The 18432-nt window shown below is 62.8% G+C and carries 19 protein-coding genes and 1 pseudogene; 8 read left to right on the forward strand and 12 right to left on the reverse strand.

What is annotated here, in order from left to right:
- Window positions 1-219: 219 nt before the first annotated feature.
- The 3 genes from NKI15_RS27985 to NKI15_RS27995 form a co-directional block, all read right to left on the reverse strand.
- The gene (locus NKI15_RS27985; RefSeq protein ID WP_023692014.1) at window positions 220-1071 is read right to left on the reverse strand and encodes a sugar phosphate isomerase/epimerase family protein; all 852 of its coding nucleotides are present in this window, start codon (window positions 1069-1071) and stop codon (window positions 220-222) included.
- A gap of 125 nt (window positions 1072-1196) precedes the next feature.
- A complete protein-coding gene (locus NKI15_RS27990; protein WP_352514965.1) occupies window positions 1197-2384 on the reverse strand; it encodes a Gfo/Idh/MocA family protein in 1188 nt (395 codons plus the stop codon).
- Window positions 2385-2402: 18 nt separating this feature from the next.
- A complete protein-coding gene (locus NKI15_RS27995; RefSeq protein ID WP_023733624.1) occupies window positions 2403-3458 on the reverse strand; it encodes a sugar phosphate isomerase/epimerase family protein in 1056 nt (351 codons plus the stop codon).
- A gap of 398 nt (window positions 3459-3856) precedes the next feature.
- On the opposite strand from NKI15_RS27995, the gene NKI15_RS28000 reads away from it, so the two are divergent.
- From NKI15_RS28000 to NKI15_RS28020, 5 genes are all read left to right on the forward strand, one after another.
- The gene (locus NKI15_RS28000; protein ID WP_023669836.1) at window positions 3857-4744 is read left to right on the forward strand and encodes a sugar phosphate isomerase/epimerase family protein; all 888 of its coding nucleotides are present in this window, start codon (window positions 3857-3859) and stop codon (window positions 4742-4744) included.
- 9 nt (window positions 4745-4753) lie between these two features.
- Window positions 4754-5923, forward strand: coding sequence for a mandelate racemase/muconate lactonizing enzyme family protein (locus NKI15_RS28005; protein WP_023700157.1), 1170 nt, complete (start codon window positions 4754-4756; stop codon window positions 5921-5923).
- A 2-nt stretch (window positions 5924-5925) separates the two neighbouring features.
- On the forward strand, window positions 5926-6642 hold the full coding sequence (locus NKI15_RS28010; protein ID WP_023686625.1) for a FadR/GntR family transcriptional regulator: 717 nt from the start codon (window positions 5926-5928) through the stop codon (window positions 6640-6642).
- Between the two features lie 85 nt (window positions 6643-6727).
- Complete coding sequence (locus tag NKI15_RS28015; protein WP_023686626.1) at window positions 6728-7708, forward strand: NAD(P)-dependent oxidoreductase; 981 nt, start codon at window positions 6728-6730, stop codon at window positions 7706-7708.
- A gap of 212 nt (window positions 7709-7920) precedes the next feature.
- The gene (locus tag NKI15_RS28020) at window positions 7921-8088 is read left to right on the forward strand and encodes a hypothetical protein (protein ID WP_245275068.1); all 168 of its coding nucleotides are present in this window, start codon (window positions 7921-7923) and stop codon (window positions 8086-8088) included.
- A 22-nt stretch (window positions 8089-8110) separates the two neighbouring features.
- Here NKI15_RS28020 and NKI15_RS28025 read toward each other — a convergent pair whose 3' ends face one another.
- A complete protein-coding gene (locus tag NKI15_RS28025; protein WP_352514977.1) occupies window positions 8111-9406 on the reverse strand; it encodes an amidase in 1296 nt (431 codons plus the stop codon).
- Between the two features lie 116 nt (window positions 9407-9522).
- Here NKI15_RS28025 and NKI15_RS28030 point away from each other — a divergent pair, with 116 nt between their 5' ends.
- Window positions 9523-9870, forward strand: coding sequence for a GFA family protein (locus NKI15_RS28030; protein ID WP_352514964.1), 348 nt, complete (start codon window positions 9523-9525; stop codon window positions 9868-9870).
- Window positions 9871-9958: 88 nt separating this feature from the next.
- Here the strand turns inward: NKI15_RS28030 and NKI15_RS28035 are convergent, their stop codons facing one another.
- Window positions 9959-10165, reverse strand: a complete 207-nt coding sequence (locus tag NKI15_RS28035) for a hypothetical protein (protein ID WP_352514978.1) — start codon at window positions 10163-10165, stop codon at window positions 9959-9961.
- Between NKI15_RS28035 and NKI15_RS28040 the strand changes: the two are divergent.
- Window positions 10098-10397, forward strand: a pseudogene (locus tag NKI15_RS28040) (DUF4437 domain-containing protein); the annotation flags it as partial. The gene NKI15_RS28035 and the pseudogene NKI15_RS28040 sit on opposite strands and share 68 nt — an antisense overlap.
- Before the next feature lie 27 nt (window positions 10398-10424).
- Here NKI15_RS28040 and NKI15_RS28045 read toward each other — a convergent pair.
- The 7 genes from NKI15_RS28045 to NKI15_RS28075 all read right to left on the reverse strand — a co-directional run bounded on the left by NKI15_RS28045 (window position 10425) and on the right by NKI15_RS28075 (window position 17121).
- Complete coding sequence (locus NKI15_RS28045; protein ID WP_023669844.1) at window positions 10425-11510, reverse strand: ABC transporter ATP-binding protein; 1086 nt, start codon at window positions 11508-11510, stop codon at window positions 10425-10427.
- Window positions 11510-12613: an ABC transporter ATP-binding protein gene (locus tag NKI15_RS28050; RefSeq protein WP_023704246.1), complete on the reverse strand. Its 1104-nt coding sequence runs from the start codon at window positions 12611-12613 to the stop codon at window positions 11510-11512. Before NKI15_RS28050 ends, NKI15_RS28045 begins: the two co-directional genes overlap by 1 nt.
- On the reverse strand, window positions 12610-12831 hold the full coding sequence (locus tag NKI15_RS28055; protein ID WP_023704247.1) for a hypothetical protein: 222 nt from the start codon (window positions 12829-12831) through the stop codon (window positions 12610-12612). Before NKI15_RS28055 ends, NKI15_RS28050 begins: the two co-directional genes overlap by 4 nt.
- Window positions 12828-13787, reverse strand: a complete 960-nt coding sequence (locus NKI15_RS28060) for a carbohydrate ABC transporter permease (protein ID WP_023682998.1) — start codon at window positions 13785-13787, stop codon at window positions 12828-12830. The genes NKI15_RS28055 and NKI15_RS28060 overlap by 4 nt, the downstream gene beginning before the upstream one ends.
- Window position 13788: 1 nt before the next feature.
- On the reverse strand, window positions 13789-14694 hold the full coding sequence (locus NKI15_RS28065) for a carbohydrate ABC transporter permease (protein WP_023682997.1): 906 nt from the start codon (window positions 14692-14694) through the stop codon (window positions 13789-13791).
- Between the two features lie 68 nt (window positions 14695-14762).
- Window positions 14763-16079 (reverse strand): ABC transporter substrate-binding protein, encoded by a 1317-nt coding sequence (locus NKI15_RS28070; RefSeq protein ID WP_023669849.1) that lies wholly within the window; start codon window positions 16077-16079, stop codon window positions 14763-14765.
- A 358-nt stretch (window positions 16080-16437) separates the two neighbouring features.
- Window positions 16438-17121, reverse strand: a complete 684-nt coding sequence (locus NKI15_RS28075; RefSeq protein ID WP_023704248.1) for a TetR/AcrR family transcriptional regulator — start codon at window positions 17119-17121, stop codon at window positions 16438-16440.
- 111 nt (window positions 17122-17232) lie between these two features.
- Between NKI15_RS28075 and NKI15_RS28080 the strand changes: the two genes are divergently transcribed.
- A complete protein-coding gene (locus NKI15_RS28080) occupies window positions 17233-18426 on the forward strand; it encodes a Tm-1-like ATP-binding domain-containing protein (RefSeq protein WP_352887617.1) in 1194 nt (397 codons plus the stop codon).
- Window positions 18427-18432: the final 6 nt, after the last annotated feature.

An 18432-nucleotide genomic window follows, 5' to 3' on the forward strand; every position in this document is an offset into this window, starting at 1 on the left:
GCGTTCCTTCGCGGGAATCAGGTGACGTGAACAATCACCAGCCTGCCATGACCGCCCCCTCTCAGCGAATTTGCAGAACTCTCAGCACACTACCCAAAAAGAGGCGTCCATTCGCATCTCCTACCTGCACCGCTGCGGCGCGCGACAGTCGCGGCATGGGTCCTCGGGTCTCCGCGTCCGCTGCGCTCCCGCTCCGCCCGTGGATGAGGAAGTGAGCGGCTAAGCCGCCCGCTTCCACCCATCCCTGATATGCCTGTATCCCTCGCGATAAACTGCCTCCGGCGTCTCGGAAAAATCCCGCCACACCTTGGTCGCCGCCGCCAGATCCTTCAGCGATCTGCCAAACGCCTCGATCGTCAGCCAGTCGTCATAGCCGCTCTTGCGGATGGCCGCGAAAGTCTCTTTCCACGGAATGTTCCCGCGCCCCGGCACGCCGCGATCGTTCTCCGAAATGTGGATGTGCACGACATTCCGCCGGTGCTTCATGTAGGCGCCGATCGGGTCGGCTTCCTCGATATTGGCGTGGAAGGTGTCGTACATCGCCTTGATGTGCGGCCGGTCGATGGCATCGACGTGCTCGGACAGATCGGCCATCGTGTTCAGCAGATAGCACTCGAAACGGTTGAGCGCCTCCAACCCGATGGTAACGTTCCGCTTGCCGGCATGATCGCCAATGGCGCGCTGCGAGGCGATCGAGCGCTTCTTCTCGGCAGCGGTCGGCCCGCTGCCGGAGAAGGCGCCGAGCGTCGAATGCAGCGGCCCGCTCAGCGTACTCGCGCCGAGCGCCTGGGCGCAATCGATCGCCCATTTCATGTAGCCGATGCCGGCCTTGCGGGTCGCGGCATCCGGCGAAATCAGATTCATCGCCGGGTCGCCCATCGCCGTAACAGCCGTGCGCTCCAACCCGATGCGGTCGAGCAGATCGCCAAGCTTCTTGTAGTCCTCTGGCGTGCCTGAGAAGATCGGTATCTCGACGCCGTCGAAGCCGGTCGCCTTGATGTCGCGCAGCAACGGCTCGTGTTTCTTAGACACGGAAGTCGTCCACAAAAACATGCACATGCCGATTTTCATCGACAGCCCCTCCCCGTTTGACGGCGCGCGCTGGTTTCTTTCGCACCTCGCACCATGCGCCCTCATTCGGCCGCTTCGCGGCCACCTTCTCCCCGAAGGGAGAAGAGACTTGGCGCCGGCGCTCCCTAAAGTTTCGTCCACGCCCCGTTCTTCTTCGATGACTTAACGCAGGCCTCGATGAACGCCATACCTTCGACGCCGTCCTGGATGGTCGGGAACACCACGTCCTTGCCCGGCTTGCCGCCCTTCTTGCGTGCCGCGCGGATCGCCCGCGCCGCCTCCTGGTAGATGTTGGCGAAGCCTTCGAGATAGCCTTCCGGATGGCCAGACGGAACGCGGCTGACGCGTCCCGCAACTGGCAGCGCGCCGGCGCCGTTGCGGGTGAGCAGCTGCTTGGGCTGGCCGAAGGGCGTGTACCAGAGATAGTTCGGATCGGCCTGCACCCATTCCAGCCCGCCTTTCGAGCCATAGATGCGCAGCTTCAGCCCGTTCTCGTGGCCAGGCGCCACCTGGCTTGCCCAGATCATGCCCTTGGCCGGATGCACCTTGCCTACCGGCTTGAAGCGCAGCATGACATTGACATTGTCGTCGAGCAGCCGCCCCGGCACGAAAGCGTCGAGATCGGCCGACAGGGAATCGAGTTCCAGACCCGAGACGAACCGCGCCAGATTGTAGGCATGGGTGCCGATGTCGCCGAGCGCGCCGCCCGCGCCCGCCTGCTTGGGGTCGGAGCGCCACGCCGCCTGCTTCTGGCCGGTGGCGGCAAGGTCTTCGGTCAGCCAATCCTGCGGGTACTCGGACTGAACGATGCGGATGTCGCCAAGCTGCCCCTTGGCCACCATCTCGCGCGCCTGCCGGATCATCGGATAGGCAGTGTAATTGTGGGTCAGCACGAACACCTTGCCGGTCTTTTCGACTATCGCCGCTAGCTTCCTGGCTTCAGCCAAGGTGGTCGCCAGCGGCTTGTCGCAGATGACGTGGATGCCGGCCTCGAGAAACGCTTTGGCCGCCGGCACGTGCACATTGTTGGGGGTGACGATCGCCACCGCCTCGATGCCGTCCGGGCGCTTGGCCTCGGCCTTGGCCATCTCGGCATAGGAGGCGTAGCTGCGCGCCGGGTCGAGACCGAGTTCGGCGGCGGAAGCCTTGGCGCGCTCGGGATTGGCCGACAGGGCGCCGGCCACCAGCACGAAGTCATTGTCCATGCGCGCCGCGATCCGATGCACCGCGCCGATGAAGGCGCCTTGGCCGCCGCCGACCATACCATAGCGGATCGGGCCGCCCCCCGCTTCCGACTTCGATGCGCCGACCATGTCTTTCTCCTGCTTGTCTCAAATACCCATCATGGCGCGCAGCATCTTCTTGTCGGTGGTGCCGCCGGCGAAATCATCAAAGGCCTTTTCCGTCACCCGGATAATGTGGTGCTGGATGAAGGGCGCGCCTTCGGCCGCGCCGTCCTCCGGATGCTTGAGGCAACACTCCCATTCCAGCACCGCCCAGGAATCGTAGCCATACTGGGTAAGCTTGGAGAAGATGCCGCCGAAATCGACCTGCCCGTCGCCAAGCGAGCGGAAGCGGCCGGCGCGATTGGTCCAGCTCTGATAGCCGGAATAGACGCCTTGCCGCCCCGTCGGATTGAACTCGGCATCCTTGGCATGGAAGGCCTTGATCCGCTCGTGATAGATGTCGATGAATTCGAGATAGTCGAGCTGCTGCAAAAGGAAATGCGATGGGTCGTAGTTGATGTTGCAGCGCTTGTGGCCGCCAACCGCATCGAGGAACATTTCGAACGTGGCGCCGTCGAAGATGTCCTCGCCAGGATGGATCTCATAGCCGACATCGACGCCGTTCTCGTCATAGACGTCGAGGATCGGCTTCCAGCGCTTGCCGAGTTCGGCAAAGGCCTCCTCGATCAGCCCGGCCGGCCGCTGTGGCCAGGGATAGAGATACGGGAAGGCCAGAGCGCCGGAAAACGTCACCGAGGTTTTCAGGCCAAGATTCTTCGAGGCCTTGGCGCCGAACTCCATCTGTTCGACCGCCCATTTCTGCCTGGCCTTGGGGTTGTTGTGCACCGCAGGCGGTGCAAAGCCGTCGAACTGAGCATCATAGGCCGGGTGCACCGCCACCAGCTGCCCTTGAAGATGCGTCGACAGTTCGGTGATCTCGACGCCGGCATCCGCGCAGATGCCTTTCACCTCGTCGCAATAGGTCTTGGAAGATGCCGCCTTCTTGAGGTCGAACAGGCGTGCATCCCAGGTCGGGATCTGCACGCCCTTGTAACCGAGACCGGCCGCCCATTTGGTGATCGAGGCCAGCGAATTGAACGGCGCGGTATCCCCCGCGAACTGCGCCAGAAACAGCCCCGGACCCTTCATTGTCGACGGCATCGGCATCCTCCCAATCATTTTTCCAAGGACCCAGCATAGCGTCTGATGAAAGCAGGGCCAGCCTCTTTGGTCTCTCGTGATGTGCATTCTCGTATCGGCATTCTGGTATTACCAAATACCGAAAATGGGTCAAGCCATTTGACTCACGCACAAAGCTGCCAGGGCATTCCATTTTTGGCGATATATACCAGCATAATCAATACGGTACACAGATGCCGATATCGCATGGCGGCGGTTCTTGCCGCGCGACAAAAATTGCTGTAGACCTCCATTAGGGCCCAATTGGTCGAACCAGTTGCGCAAAAACGCTGGAGCGCCTTGGGGAGGAAACACGCGACGCGCCTTGTGGGGCGCATCGCAGGCGAACTGGCACAGACGAATTCTGGGAAGGATAGACCATGCATCTTTCGACGCACAACTGGATGCGCGCGGAACCGTTGGAGGTGACGCTGAAGCGCATCAAGAAATTCGGCTACGAGTCGATCGAGATTTCCGGCGAGCCCGAGCAATACAAGACCAAGGAGACCCGCGCGCTGCTGAAAGAATACGGCATCCGCTGCTGGGGGTCGGTGACGCTGATGCTGGGCGAACGCAACCTTGCCGCCAGGGACCAAGGCCAGCGCGAACGCTCGGTGCAGTACGTCAAGGACGTGCTGACCATGGTCAGCGAACTTGATGGCGAGATCATAACGCTGGTGCCCGCGACCGTCGGCAAAGTGGTACCGGACGGCACCGAGGAAGAGGAATGGAAGTGGGTGGTCGACGCCACCCGCGAATGCTTCACCCATGCCAAGAAGGTCGGCGTCAAGATCGCGGTCGAGCCGCTCAACCGCTTCGAGACCTATCTGTTCAACCGCGGCGCGCAGGCGTTGGCCCTGGCCGATGCGGTCAGCCCCGAATGCGGCGTCTGCCTCGACGCCTATCACATCCACATGGAAGAATTTAACGTCCATGACGCGATCCGTCAGGTCGGCAAACGGCTGTTCGACTTCCACGTCGCCGACAACAACCGCTTTGCCGCCGGCCTTGGCCAGATCGATTGGCCACGGATCGTGCAGACGCTGAAGGAAGTCGGCTATGACGGCGCGCTGACCAACGAATTCGTCGCGCCCGTCGACCGCACACCCGCCGCGCCCTATCCCGACATGGTCGACCGGAATCCGGTCGACATTTCTCCCGAACAGCTGAAGTTCATCCAGGATCACGGCTCCAGCGTGCTGACGGAGAAATTCTACACCGACCAGATGCGCATCACGGCCGAAACGCTGCTGCCGCTGATCAAGTAGCCGATCGGGATGCGCATCAAAACGGTCCAGGCGTGGTGGGTCCGCGTGCCGATTGAGGCCGCGAAGCAGCATCGCAGCGACTTTGGCCAGGTGACGACGTTCGACGCCGCCATCCTGCGCATTGAGACTGACGACGGGCTGATCGGCTGGGGCGAGGGCAAGAACGCCGCCGGCAGCGCCGGCAGCTATGGTGCGCTGGTCTACATGCTGAATCACGAGGTCGGGCCGCAGCTGATCGGCCGCGACCCCGCCGACATCGGTATGATCTGGGAGATGCTCTACAACGGCGTGCGCCATGACAGTGCCGCGCGCGCCGGCCATGCCATGCCGCAGCTGGCGCGGCGCGGCATGAGCATTGCGGCAATCAGCGCCGTCGATATCGCGCTCTGGGATATTCTGGGGAAGTCGTTGGGACAGCCGGTGTGGCGGCTCATCGGCGGCCGCAAGCTCGACCGCATGCCGGCCTACGCCTCCGGCGGCTGGGCTGCCGCCGAGGCTATCGGCGAGCAGCTCAAATCCTACATCGCCAAAGGCGGCTTCAGGGCGCTGAAGATGCGCGTCGGCGCCATGGACGGCGCCCCGCACATTTCCGCCGCCCGCGTCCGCGCCGCGCGGCAGGCGCTCGGTCCTGACGTCGAGTTGATGGTCGACGCGCACGGCACCTATACGGTGGCCGAGGCCAAGCGCTTCATCAGCCTGGCCAGCGATCTCGACCTCGCCTGGTTCGAGGAGCCTGTTATCGCCGACGACAAGGCTGGTATGGCCGAGGTGCGCGCCTCGGGCTCGATCCCGATCGCCACCGGCGAAAGCGAAGCGACGCGCTACGCCTTCCGCGATCTCGCGGTGCTGAAATCCGCAGACATCTTCCAGCCGGATCCGGCCTTTTGCGGCGGTATCAGCGAGGCGATGAAGATCGGCACCATCGCCAGTGCCTTCAATCTGCGCTTTGCCCCACATCTGTGGGCCGGCGCGCCATGCTTCTTCGCCGGCCTGCATGTTTGTGCAGCCTCGCCTGCCAGTTTTACCGTCGAATATTCGCTCGGCGCCAACCCGATGATCCACGATCTTATCGAAGAGACTGTCGAAGCAAGGGACGGTATGATAGCGATCCCTGAAAAGCCGGGTCTGGGATTCACCATTTCGGAGCGGTTCCTGGAGGCGCACGCGCAACGCGGTTGACGATGAAAGAAAAGAACCTTCTCGCCGAGCTCGCCGCCTATCTCTTCGCCCATTCGGACAAGGAGACCGGCCGCACGCCTTCGGAGCGCGAACTGGCGGAGCATTTCGTCGTCAGTCGCGGCCAGATCCGCGAGGCGCTGGCCATTCTGGAGGCCATGCGCATCGTCGAGCGCCGCGCCAAATCCGGCATCTATGTCGACACCAGGCAGGCCAGTGTCGAGGCGCTGGCGCTGTTTGCCCGTGCCGGCCTGCCGCTCGACCCGGTGCAAATCTACGAGACCGTCGAACTGCGCAAGATCCACGAGATAAAGGCCGCCGAACTTGCCTGTTCCCGCGCCACTGAAGAGAATTTCGAACGCCTGCGGGAGATCCTGAAAGCCTCGGAGGAGTGCATCGCCGCCGGCGAAGGCCTCGCCAAGGAAGACCGCGAATTCCACCTCGAAATCGTGCGGGCGACCAAGAACGGCGTCTTCCACAATATCTGCAGTGTCTATTACCTGATGGGCGAGCAGCGGCTGCCGATCTACTTCAACGATCCCGAGCGCTCAGTACGCTCGCATGCCGAGCATATCCAGATCTACGAGGCGCTGCTGCGTCGCGACGGCAATCTCGCCCAGGCGCTGATGAGCGCCCACCTGCAAGGCGCGGAAAGCTACTGGAAGGGGATCATCGAGGGCCGGGAGGCGCAAGCGCAAAGCCTGGCACTTGAGAAGGTCTAGTGCAATTCCAGGAAAGGTGTGAAACGGTTTTTCTGGGAAAAGCGCGCGGCGCTTTCCTTTGAGAATTGCGACTAGCGAGAGCCCCATGCCCAGAATCCTGTCGACGCACACGCTGCATCCGCGTGCCTCCGCAATGCTGGCGGGCGCCGGTGAACTCGTCGTCGCCTCAGCGCTTGATGCGGCAACGCTGACCGCCGAGGCGAAGCATGCCGACGTCATCATCGTTCGCGCACCGCTGCCGCCGTCGCTGTTCGAAAACGCCACGAAACTCAGAGCAGCTGTCCGCCACGGCGCCGGGCTCGACATGGTGCCGATGGAGGCCGCGGCCGCGGCCGGCGTGCTGGTCGCCAACGTGCCGGCGGTCAATGCGCGTTCGGTCGCTGAATATGTGATGTTCGCGGCCCTTGCCCTGCTTCGGCGCTTCCGTTCGGTCGACCGCGACTTGCGCGCCAAGGGCTGGAATGCCGGCCGCGACCACGCCAGCCATGCCAGCGAGCTTGCCGGCAAGACCATCGGCATCATCGGCTTCGGCGCCATCGGTCAGGCGGTCGCCCATATCGCCGCGCACGGCTTCGGCCTCGACGTCGTGGCGACGACCCGCAGCATGCAGCCGGCACCCGACAGGATCGGCTTCCTGTCGATCGATGCGCTGATCGAACAGAGCGACATCATCGTGCTCTGCTGCCCGCTGACGCCGGAAACGCGCGGCCTGATCAGCCGCGAACGCATTGCCCGCATGAAGCCGGACGCGCTTTTGATCAACATTTCGCGCGGACCGGTGATCGACGACGAGGCGCTGATCGAGGCCTTGCGCCAAGACCGGATCGGCGGCGCCGCACTCGACGTCTTTGCCACGCAGCCGCTGCCGGCAAACCATCCCTATTTCGGTTTCGACAATGTTATCGTCACCCCGCATATGGCGGGGATTACCGAGCAATCGATGATGCGCATGGGCGTGGGCGCGGCCGGCGAGACCTTGCTGGTGCTGGCCAACCGGCTGCCTGTCAATCTGCGCAATCCCGACGTGGTCGAGCATTACCGCAGACGGTTCCCGGCGGACGCGTGAACCATGTCCGGTTTTCGCTTCGCATCTCTGGTTCTCGCAGTGTCGTCGATCGTGGCCTTACCTTCGCTCGCGGCGGCACAAAGCAGCGATTATGTCTATTGCAGCAATGGGATCGTCTGCATGATGGCGCCCTGCCCGTCAGGCAATGCGCTGGATCTGACCACCGGCAATGTCGTTAAAGGCGTGGAGCTCAACACTACGGAATTGCCGCCGTGGACAGATCGGCACCTGACCTCTCCGACAAGCTTTATGCTGGAAAACTCGTCGTCCGAGGATCGATCCAGCATCGCGGCCAGCCGAACGATCCGCCGATGCTGGTCGTTACCAAAATCGAACGCTCCTCCAAGAAAAGCGAGCGCAAGCGCTGCGCGGCACGTTGACTGCCGACCTACGGCTCGCTGCCTATCGGAGCAGCCGCTCGACTTCAGCCGCGATGCGCAGCAGATGGTGGTCGTGGCCATTGCGCGCCACCAGCATCAGTCCGGCCGGCAGCGTCATGCCGGGCATCGGCAGCGAGATCGCGCAGAGGTCGAACTGGTTGGCGACCTGGGTATTGCGCAGCAGCAGACCTTCGGTGCGTTCACGCAGAGCCGTATCCTCGGCCATCGAAACGATAGTCGGCGCTGTCACCGGCGTGGTCGGCAGAGCTAGCACATCGACCGAACCCAACCGCTCGTCCATGGCTATGCACAGTGCCGCGCGACGACGCATTGCCCTGATATAAACCGGCGTCGGTATGGCCGCCGCCCGCGACAGCGGCCCGCTGACATGGGGATCGACCGGCACCGATGCGCCCGTCGCCAGCCAGTCGGCATGGATTTCAGAACCTTCCATGGCCGCGATCGAGCCGCGTTTGGTGGCCAGGCGCAGATCGGCAATGAGGTCGTCGATCGAAATGTCCGTGAGCCACGCGCCTGCCTGCTCGATCCCGGCAAGGCTGCGATCGAACGCGGCGGCAATCTCCGTTTCCGTGTCTTCGAAAAGCAGGCCGCGCGGAATGCCGACACGAAGCCCGGCAAGCGCTAACGGCAGGTGCAGTTGCGGCATCTGCTCGCCCGTCATCGCGGCGTCAGCCAGGGCACACGCAGCAACACTCAGCGCCAGCGGCCCGATCGAATCCAGCGTCGCGGAAAGGGGATAGGCACCAGTCAGCGGCACGCGCCGCGCCGTCGGCTTGAAACCGACGACGCCGTTCAGCGATGCCGGGATGCGCACCGAACCGCCGGTGTCGGAGCCGATGGAAATGTCGCTCGTCCCCTCGCCAACGGACACGGCGGCGCCCGACGACGAACCGCCTGGAATGCGGCTGGTGTCGGCGGCATTGCCCGGTGTGCCGTAGTGCATGTTGTCGCCGATAGCGGTGAAGGCGAATTCGGTCATGTTGGTCTTGCCGATGATGACGGCGCCGGCCTGGCGCAGACGGTTGACGATCGCCGCATCGTGCCGACGGGGCGCGGTGTCCCTCAGCATCAGCGACCCGGCCGTGGTCGGCTCGCCGGCGACATCGAACAGATCCTTGATCGACACGATGGTGCCGTCGAGCGGCCCGAGCGATACGCCGGCCTTCTTGCGCGCATCGGTGGCCTCGGCCGCTGCGCGCGCCGCCTCGGCATAGAGTTTGGTGAACACCTTCTCGCCTGCCGCGCAACTGGCAAGACGTGACAGGATGATCTCGAGACGATCGCGGATTGATTGCATGTCGATGTCGGATTCCGTCAAGGTGGAGCGTCTTTAAGGCATATGGGCCGCTAGGTCAGCGGAAGGAATAGCCCGGACAGCGTGCCTTTGCACCTGCCAGCGATAGGAAGGGACTGATGCTGTACAAAGGCAGCTGCCACTGCGGCAAGGTTGCGTTCGAATTCAAGGCGCAGCTGACCGGCGCCGTGCGGTGCAATTGTTTGATCTGCTCGCGCAAGGGCGCGCTGTTGGCCGCCATCCCGCATGACAGCCTGACGGTGCTGGCGTGGGGCGACGATCTCGGCACCTACACATTCGGCAATCATGCAATGGCGCATCGCTTCTGCCGCACCTGCGGCATCCATCCCTTTGCCGAGGATGTCAGTCAGGGCAGCGAACGCAGCGCCTACATCAACCTCAACTGCGTCGCCGATTTCGATCCCACCGGCCTGCCGGTCTTCGACTTCGACGGCCGCGCGGTCTGACCCTACGGTGGCCTCTCACCACAAAAGCAACGCCCCGAAAACCTTGATAGTTCTCGGGCCCGCTGCTTTAGCCAAGGATGGCTATCGGCTATTCGACGCGCTTAGGGCCGCGCGCGAACACAACGATCGCCGCCAGCAAGGTCGCAGCGCCACAATAGGCGAAGGCGCTGGCCACACCGGCATTGTCGACCACCAGGCCGCCGAAGACGGCGCGTTTCTGGTGCTCGCCGTTTCTTGCGTCTTTCCCGCTCGCGCCTTTGCCCTCGAGGACAGCCTTGCTGAAAGTTCCCGGCAACTGGCGCGCGCCGGTTCATGCGCACACCGCCGACTATCGCGCGTTGGTCATCAAGGGTCTGTGGGCGCATTGGCAAATGGACGGCGGCGAAGCGACGAAGGTCGAATTGCCGCGGGGATCCTACTGGACCCAGAAGGCCAACGAGATGCACGACGACGCCTGCCTCTCAGAGACGGAGTGCGTGATCCTGCTGATCAACGATACGCCTTACGAGACCTACTTCCAGAAATAGTCAGGCGGCGCCGTCGTTCGACCGCAACTAGCTGGCGTGCCGCAAGCTCACGCCGCTGCCCTTGTCGAACAGCACCACCTTGTCCTGATTCCAGGCAAAGCGCACCGGCTGCTCGATCTGGACATCGGTTCTGGCCGGCACCGTGGCGCGCAGCGTCGTGTCGCCGACCCGCAGAGTCAGGATCTTTTCCACGCCATGGTTCTCGACATCGTGGACGCGTGCCTCGACCGGCGCACCGCTTTCAAGATACACATCCTCAGGTCGAATACCGAAGACGAGCGGGCGACCGTCGGTCGCACCGCCCGCCTTGGCACCCCCAGAGAAAGGCAGTTCGAAATTCAGCGGCGCCATCACCGCGCGGCCGTTGACCAGCTTGCCATCGATCAGGTTCATCGGCGGCGAGCCGACGAAGCTGGCCACATAGGTATCGCGCGGATTGTTATAGATCTCGTGCGGCGTGCCGGTCTGGATGATGCGGCCATGGTTGAGCACGCCCACCTTGTCGCCCATCGACATCGCCTCGATCTGGTCGTGAGTGACGAACAGAAAGGTGGCGCCGAGCTGGATCTGCAGGTTCTTCAGTTCCGTGCGCAGCGCCTCGCGCAGCTTGGCGTCGAGCGCCGACAGCGGTTCGTCCATCAGGAACACGCGCGGCTTGCGCACGATGGCGCGCCCGATAGAGACGCGCTGCATTTCGCCGCCTGAAAGCCGGTCGGTCTTGCGGTCGAGCAGATGCTCGATCCGCAGTGTCTTGGCCGCTCGCGCAACACGGTCCTTGATCTCGGCATCCGGCAGCCGACGTATCTTCGGCTTCAGCGGGAATTCGAGATTTTCGCGCACCGTATAGCGCGGATAGAGCGAATATTGCTGAAGCACCAGCGCCACGTCGCGCTCGGCCGCACCCCAGTCGGCGACGTCGACGCCGTCGATGAACACCTGACCCTCGGTCGGCTTTTCCAGACCCGCGATCATGCGCAGCGTCGTCGTCTTGCCCGCGCCGGTCTCGCCGAGCAGCACGAAGAACTCGCCATCGGCGATCTCGAGATCGAGCCCGGTCAGTGCGGTGTGGTTGCCGAAGCTCTTGGAAATATTCTTGAGCTGGATATGAGCCATCAGAGCCTCACCTCAAGCGACTTGCCGCTTGCCGTGTCGAAGAAATGTGCCTGCGTCGGATCGATCCTGGCGAAGACCTTTTCGCCCGGGCCGCCGACGAAGCCGCTCTTGGTGCGCGCACGCAGCATCTTGGAGCCGACCTTGAGATCGACAATGTCGAACGAGCCGAGCGGCTCGACGATCTGCGTCTCGACCGGCAAGAAACCCTCCGCCGCTTCATGGCGCACCAGCACGCCTTCGGGCCGGATGCCGAGCGCCAGCTGGCCGCCGGCATGACCGTTGAGCTTGGACAAAAGCGCGCGCGGGAACTCGAAGCCGGCGGCAGCGCCACCGACGGTGACGGAGGCCGCCGAAGCGGTCTCGGCGATCGCCGCATCGGCGACGTTCATCACCGGGCTGCCGACGAACTGCGCCACGAACAGATTGGCTGGATGCGAATAGACCTCGTCGGGCGAACCGACCTGCTGCAGCACGCCCTCATGCATGATCACGATGCGGTCGGCGAGGCTCATCGCCTCGATCTGGTCGTGCGTGACATAGATGGTGGTCGAGCCCTGTTTGATGTGCAGCCGCTTGATCTCGGCCCGCATCTCTTCGCGCAGCTTGGCGTCGAGGGCGCCGATCGGCTCGTCCATCAGCATCGCCTTCGGCCGCCGCACCAGAGCCCGGCCGATGGCCACACGCTGCATGTCGCCGCCCGACAGCGCCGACGGCTTCTTGGCCAGCAGTTCCGTAATCTGCAGCGTCTTGGCGACCGAGCGCACCTCGCTATCGATCTCGGCCTTGCTTTTGCGCGTCGCGCGCAAGGGAAAAGCAATGTTCTCATAGACGCTCATATGCGGGTAGAGCGAGAACGACTGGAACACCATGGCGATGTCGCGGTCGGCGGCCTTGAGGTGTTGCACCGGCTTGCCGTCGATGAGGATGTCACCGCCGTCGATCGTCTCCAGCCCGGCAACCGCCCTCAATGTCGTCGTCTTGCCGCAACCCGACTGACCGAGCAGCACGATGAACTCGTTGTCGTCGATCTTGAGGTTGAGGTCCTTGATGACCTGGACCGCACCGAAGAATTTCTGGACGCCGCGAAGCTCAATCTGGGTCAATGCTCTGCTCCCGGATTGCGCACCTGGCCGGTACCGGCCTTCTCCGCCGGCGCGATCTTCGAGGTGATGTTGAAGCCGATCAGGCCGATCAGGGTGATGGTCACGCCATAGCTGTGCAGCAGCAGGTTCCACGGCTGGCAAAGCGCGATGATGCCGAGGACCATCAGCACCTGAGACCCCGGTTCGAGATATTTCTGGTTGATGGCTCGAAAGCTCATTTGCGGATCGCTCCGAAGGACATGCCGCGCAGCAAATGGTTGCGGAGCAGGAAGGTGAAGATTGCGACCGGCAGCAGGAACAGGAAGGTTCCGGCGGCGATCACCGTCCAGTCGGGCAGGCCGGCGCCGACCTGGCTGGGGATGAAGGGCGGCGCCGTCTGGGCGCGGCGGTTGGTCATGATCAGCGCGAAAGCATACTCGTTCCACGCCGTGATGAAGCAGAAAACCGCGGTCGCGGCGATGCCGGTGGCGGCCTCCGGCAGCACGATCTTGAAGAAGGCTTCCATGCGGGTGTAGCCGTCGACCAGCGCTGCCTCTTCATACTCCTTCGGGATCTCGTCCATGAACCCCTTCATCAGCCACACCGAAAAGGACAGGTTGAAGGCGGTATAAAGGATGATCAGCCCGATATGGGAATCGTTGAGGCCGACGGCCCGGTACATCAGGAACATCGGGATCGCGACCACCACCGGCGGCAGCATGCGCGTCGACAGGATGAAGAAGAGCAGATCCGCCTCCCCCTTCACCTTGAAGCGCGAGAAGCCGTAGGCGGTGAAGGTACCCATGCCGACAGCCAGCACCGTCGAGGTGATGGCAATGATCAGCGAGTTCATGAAGCGGCTCGGATAGCCCGACCATTGCACCTGGCCCTTGCCGTCGCGCACGATCTTTTCACCGCCATCGAAGACGACACGTTCCCACCAGGGTGCCGCCGCATACTCTTCCGGCGACGGCGGGTTGCGCATTTGCGAGCGCTTGGTGAACAGCTTGACGAAGGGCGAAATCTCCGGCTGGAACACCACCGTGGGCGGGATGGTCGTGGCAAGGTTGCGCGGCTTGAACGCCGTCGAGGCGATCCAGTAGATCGGCGCCAGGAAGATGATCGTCACCAAAAGGACGGCGACGATGGCGACGCGATTGAAGCCGATTTCGGAAGAAGTGCGGACGGCGGCCATCTCAGCGCTCCTTCACCTTGTTGAGGTACTTGACGTAGATGTTGGTGATGGCCAGCACCATGATCAGCACGATGTAGGCGAGCGCGCAGGAGCGCCCGGTCTGCCATTCCTGGAACGCCATCTTGTACAGCCGGATAGAGATCAGCTCGGCCGTCGGCTGGCTGGTCAGGATATAGGCGAGGTCGAAGGTCTTGAACGCTTCCATGGTGCGGAAGATGACCGCGATCATCAGGATCGGCGCGACCAGCGGCAGCGTGATGCGGAAGAAGGTGTAGAACGGTCCGGCGCGGTCGATCGCCGCTGCTTCGTAGAGATGCTTCGGCACCGCTGAAAGGCCGGCCAGCGACAACAGCATGACAAAGGGCGACCACATCCAGATGTCGGTCAGCGCAACCGCATAGAGCGCCATCTTGGGATCGGCCAGCCACTCGAAATTGCCGAGGCCAAGCGCATAGTTGATGACCCCCCATGACGGATCATAGAGCAGTTTCCAGAACAGACCGACGACGGCCATCGACAGCATCATCGGCAGCAGAAGCAGCGTTGTGATGAGACCCTTGAGGGGAATATCCCGGTTGAGCAGCATGGCCACGCCGAAGCCGACGAGCAGCTGACCCGCGACCGAGATGATGACGTACTTCGCGGTGATGGCGAAGTTGGACCAGACATAGGGATCGTTGAGCAGATCGCGATAATTCTGCAGCCCGACGAAATTCGCCGGCGCGTTGGTCGACGCGCGGAAATCGGTGAAGGAATAGCCCAGCGAATAGATCAGTGGGAAAATATTGAAGACGATCAGGAACAGGATCGTCGGGATTATGAAGAGGTTGCGGATCGACATGTCGCTCAAGCCGCGTGCAGCGGCCCGCGAGGAAGTGTCCAGCGTGGTGATCATCGTGGTCGCCAAGACCCTGCTCCCGTTTCGGAAAAAAAGAACGGAGGAGGCACGGATGCCTCCTCCGCGAGAAAAGCTGCTTATTGGCCGCGGCCGTATTTCTTGAACGTCGCGTTCCAGTCGCCTGCGAGCGCGTCCAGCGTTTCCTTGGCGGTGCCTTCGCCGCCGATCATGTAGGGATAGACGCGCTGGTTGAGCTGCTGCAGCAGCTCGGCATATTCCGGCACCGCCCAGAAGTCCTTCACCTTGAACATGGTCTCGTAGAAGGCCTTGTTGTACGGCGTGGCGTTCTGGAATTCCTCCGACTTGAGCACGGCGGCGCTGCAGGTGTAGCCGCCGAGCGCCGCCCACTTCTTCTGGGTCTCGTCCTTGATGAACCATTCAAGGAACTTCGTCGCCTCTTCCTGCTTCTTGGAGTAGGAGACGATGGAGATGCCCTGACCGCCGAGTGCGGCGAACTGATCGCCGTTCGGGCCTGGAGGATTGGCGAAGAAGCCGGTGTTCTTGGCGTTCGGGTTCGACGCCTCGTTGATCAGCGAGGGGAAGAACGCGAAGTAGTTCATGCTCATCGCGGCCAGGTTTTCGGTGATCGCCTGGTTGTCCTCGACGAAGAACGACTTGGCCCAGCCCGGAGGCGTGAACGTGTAGAGTTCCTTGTAGGCGTCGAGTGCGGCGATTGCCTTGTCGGAGTTGATGAAACCGTCGACCTTGTAGGTCTTGTAGTCACCCAGTTCGCCGCCGAAGGAGAACAGCGCGTTTTCGAAGCCCATCGCCATCGCGTCATAGGAATTGTCGGTGTAGATGGCGATGCCGTATCGCTTCTGATCCGGCCGATAGAAGAACTCCGCGATGTCGCGCAGCGCCTTGAAATCCTTCGGCACGTCGAGATCGTAGCCGTATTTGGCCTTGAAGGCTTCCTTTTCCTTCGGGTCCTCGAACCAGTCCTTGCGATAGGACCAGCCGACAGCGTCGCCTTCGAGCGGGATCGCCCAGTACTTGCTGCTGCCGCCCGGATACTCGGCGTAATATTTCACCGTTGCCGGCGCCATCACTTCGCCAAGCTTGTGCTTGTTGAAGAAGTCGGTCAGGTCGACATAGTGGCCGCCGGTCGAGCCGGCGCCGAGCCATTGCGAGTCGCCGACGACCATATCATAGGCGTCGCCATGGGCGTTGAACTCGGTGAAAGCCTTGGTCTGGAAGTCGGACCAGGGCGTGGTTTCCACCGTGATCTTGACGCCGGTTTCCTTCTCGTACTCGTTGCCGAGTTCCTGCAGATAATTGGCCGGATCCCATTCCGCCCAAAAGATGGTGAGCTCCTTGTCCTGCGCGTAGACGGACGTTCCGCAGGCAAGTACTAAGCCGATACCAGCAAGCAGGCTGGTCATTGTCTTGCGCATAATGATTTCCTCCCTTGTGCGCATTCTACCTTGTCATGCTAGCCGGCGGTGAAGCCGGCCTGGTAGTTCCTCCCGAGATCGCACCTTTCCGGTTCCAAGCCTCCTCGCTTTGCCGGAAACTGGATCGCAGCTCTCACTTTCGATCCGCTTTTCTGTCCTGATCTGGTATTACCAATTTTAGATAGCCGTCAAGCTCTTTCTTGGACCACCACCGGACCTTGTATAACCGGATTCTTCATGTATCCGACTGTTTTCCCTGAATTTTCCTACTCGTTGATATAGGAGAGCCTTGTTTCGGCACTGCCATCCCGGTTAACATCAATAGTGGGCATCCAAATCTGGTCGAACCAGATTGGCGCTATTTCGCCAATGCCGCTGTCGGGGCCGCATCGATTTCAGCCGTTGATTCCGCCACCGCGGCGCGCACAAGGGCGCCCGCCGCCCATTGCGCGACCGACCGCATGCCGCGGCTATCGAGCCCCCATATATCCTTCAGCACGATCAGCACTTCGACGCCGAACATCATCGACAGCGCCTGCGCCAGGCGCTTGAACTCGCGCGGCGGCAGCCGGCCCTTGAGCGGTGCGATGGCATCCTTCAGCAGCTGGACGCGATGTCCGCGCGTGAATTGCGGCTCGCCGCCCAGCGTGCCCGCCTGCCGCTGCGCCCATTGGTCGAGCGACAGTTTCAGCGCTGCCTTGAAAGTTGCCTCGAAAGCTTCGATGCGCGGCATGGCGGTATCGAACAATTCGGCAACGCGCCGCCCGGCATCGGTGGACGTCGATTGCCAGGTCAGGATCGGCCCAAGCCCCTCGTCAACCACCGCCTGCACCAGGGCTGCCTGGCTGGGGAAATAGCGATAGGCGGTGGCGCGCGACACTTGCGCCGCCTCCGCGACTTCGCTGACCGACGGGGTGACGCCCGCCTGCATCAGCCGCGTCGCCGTCTTCAGCATCAGCCGTTTTGTGCGGGCCCGTGGGCCGCGTTCGGCAGCCTCGTTGGCGTCGTCGTTCCCAGCGGCTTGTTGACGTGAGACTTCCATGTCAATACGATACGCGCGTCTCAAAAAATTGCAATGACCTTTGCCCACCGAAGGGCCGGCAAAGGGCGACAGGCGGCCCGGCGCCGGTCGGCCGGTGACGGGAGAAACGCGATGAAGCGCATCTACGTGGTGGGCACAGCCGACACCAAGGGCGAGGAACTTGCCTTCCTGGCCGATGCTATTGCCGCCACCGGCAGTTCGGTTGCCCGCGTCGACATCGGAACGCGCGGTGCCACGGTGCCGGTCGATATCCCGGCCAGCGAGGTCGCGGCGCATCATCCGGGTGGAGCCAGTGGCGTGCTCGGCATCGATGATCGCGGCACGGCAGTGACCGGCATGGGCGCCGCCTTCACCAGTTTCATTCAGTCGCGCGACGACATATCAGGCGTGATCGGCATTGGCGGCGGCGGCGGCACGTCGATCATCACTGCTGGCATGCGCGCGCTGCCGCTTGGGCTGCCCAAGATCATGGTCTCGACGCTCGCCTCCGGCGACACCGCGCCCTATGTCGACGTCTCCGACATCATCATGATGCCATCGGTCACCGATATGGCGGGACTGAACCGGCTCTCCCGCACGGTGCTGCACAACGCGGCGCAAGCGATCGCCGGCATGGCCGCAAAGCCGGCGCCGACTGCCACCGGCAAGCCGGCACTCGGGCTCACCATGTTCGGCGTCACCACGCCTTGCGTGACCGCCATCGCGGATCAGTTGCGCGCCAACTATGACTGCATGGTTTTCCACGCCACCGGCACCGGCGGCCGCTCGATGGAGAAGCTCGCGGACTCGGGCCTGCTCGCCGGCGTCATCGACATCACCACGACGGAAGTCTGCGACCTGCTGCTCGGCGGCGTGCTGCCTGCGACGGAGGACCGCTTCGGCGCCATCGCCCGCACCAAGCTGCCCTATGTAGGCTCGGTCGGCGCGGTGGACATGGTCAATTTCTGGGCGCCGCCGACCATTCCCGAGAAGTTTAGGGGCCGGCTGTTCTACGAGCACAATCCCAACGTCACACTGATGCGCACCACGGTGGATGAATGCCGCGGTATAGGCGAGTGGATCGGCACCAGGCTCGCTCGCTGCGAGGGCCCTGTGCATTTCCTGATCCCCGAAAAAGGCGTCTCGGCACTCGACATCGAGGGCGGCGCCTTCTTCGACCCCGAAGCCGACGCCGTGCTGTTCGGTGCCGTCGAGCGCACCATCAAGCCGAACGCCGCGCGCCGGGTCTCACGCCTGCCGTTGCACATCAACGATCCGGAATTTGCCAAAGCCGCAACCGCGGCCTTCCTCGACATCGCCAGATAGTGAGAG

Origin of the sequence: Mesorhizobium sp. M0862 (genome assembly GCF_040319795.1) — a bacterium.
Taxonomy (GTDB): Bacteria; Pseudomonadota; Alphaproteobacteria; order Rhizobiales; family Rhizobiaceae; genus Mesorhizobium.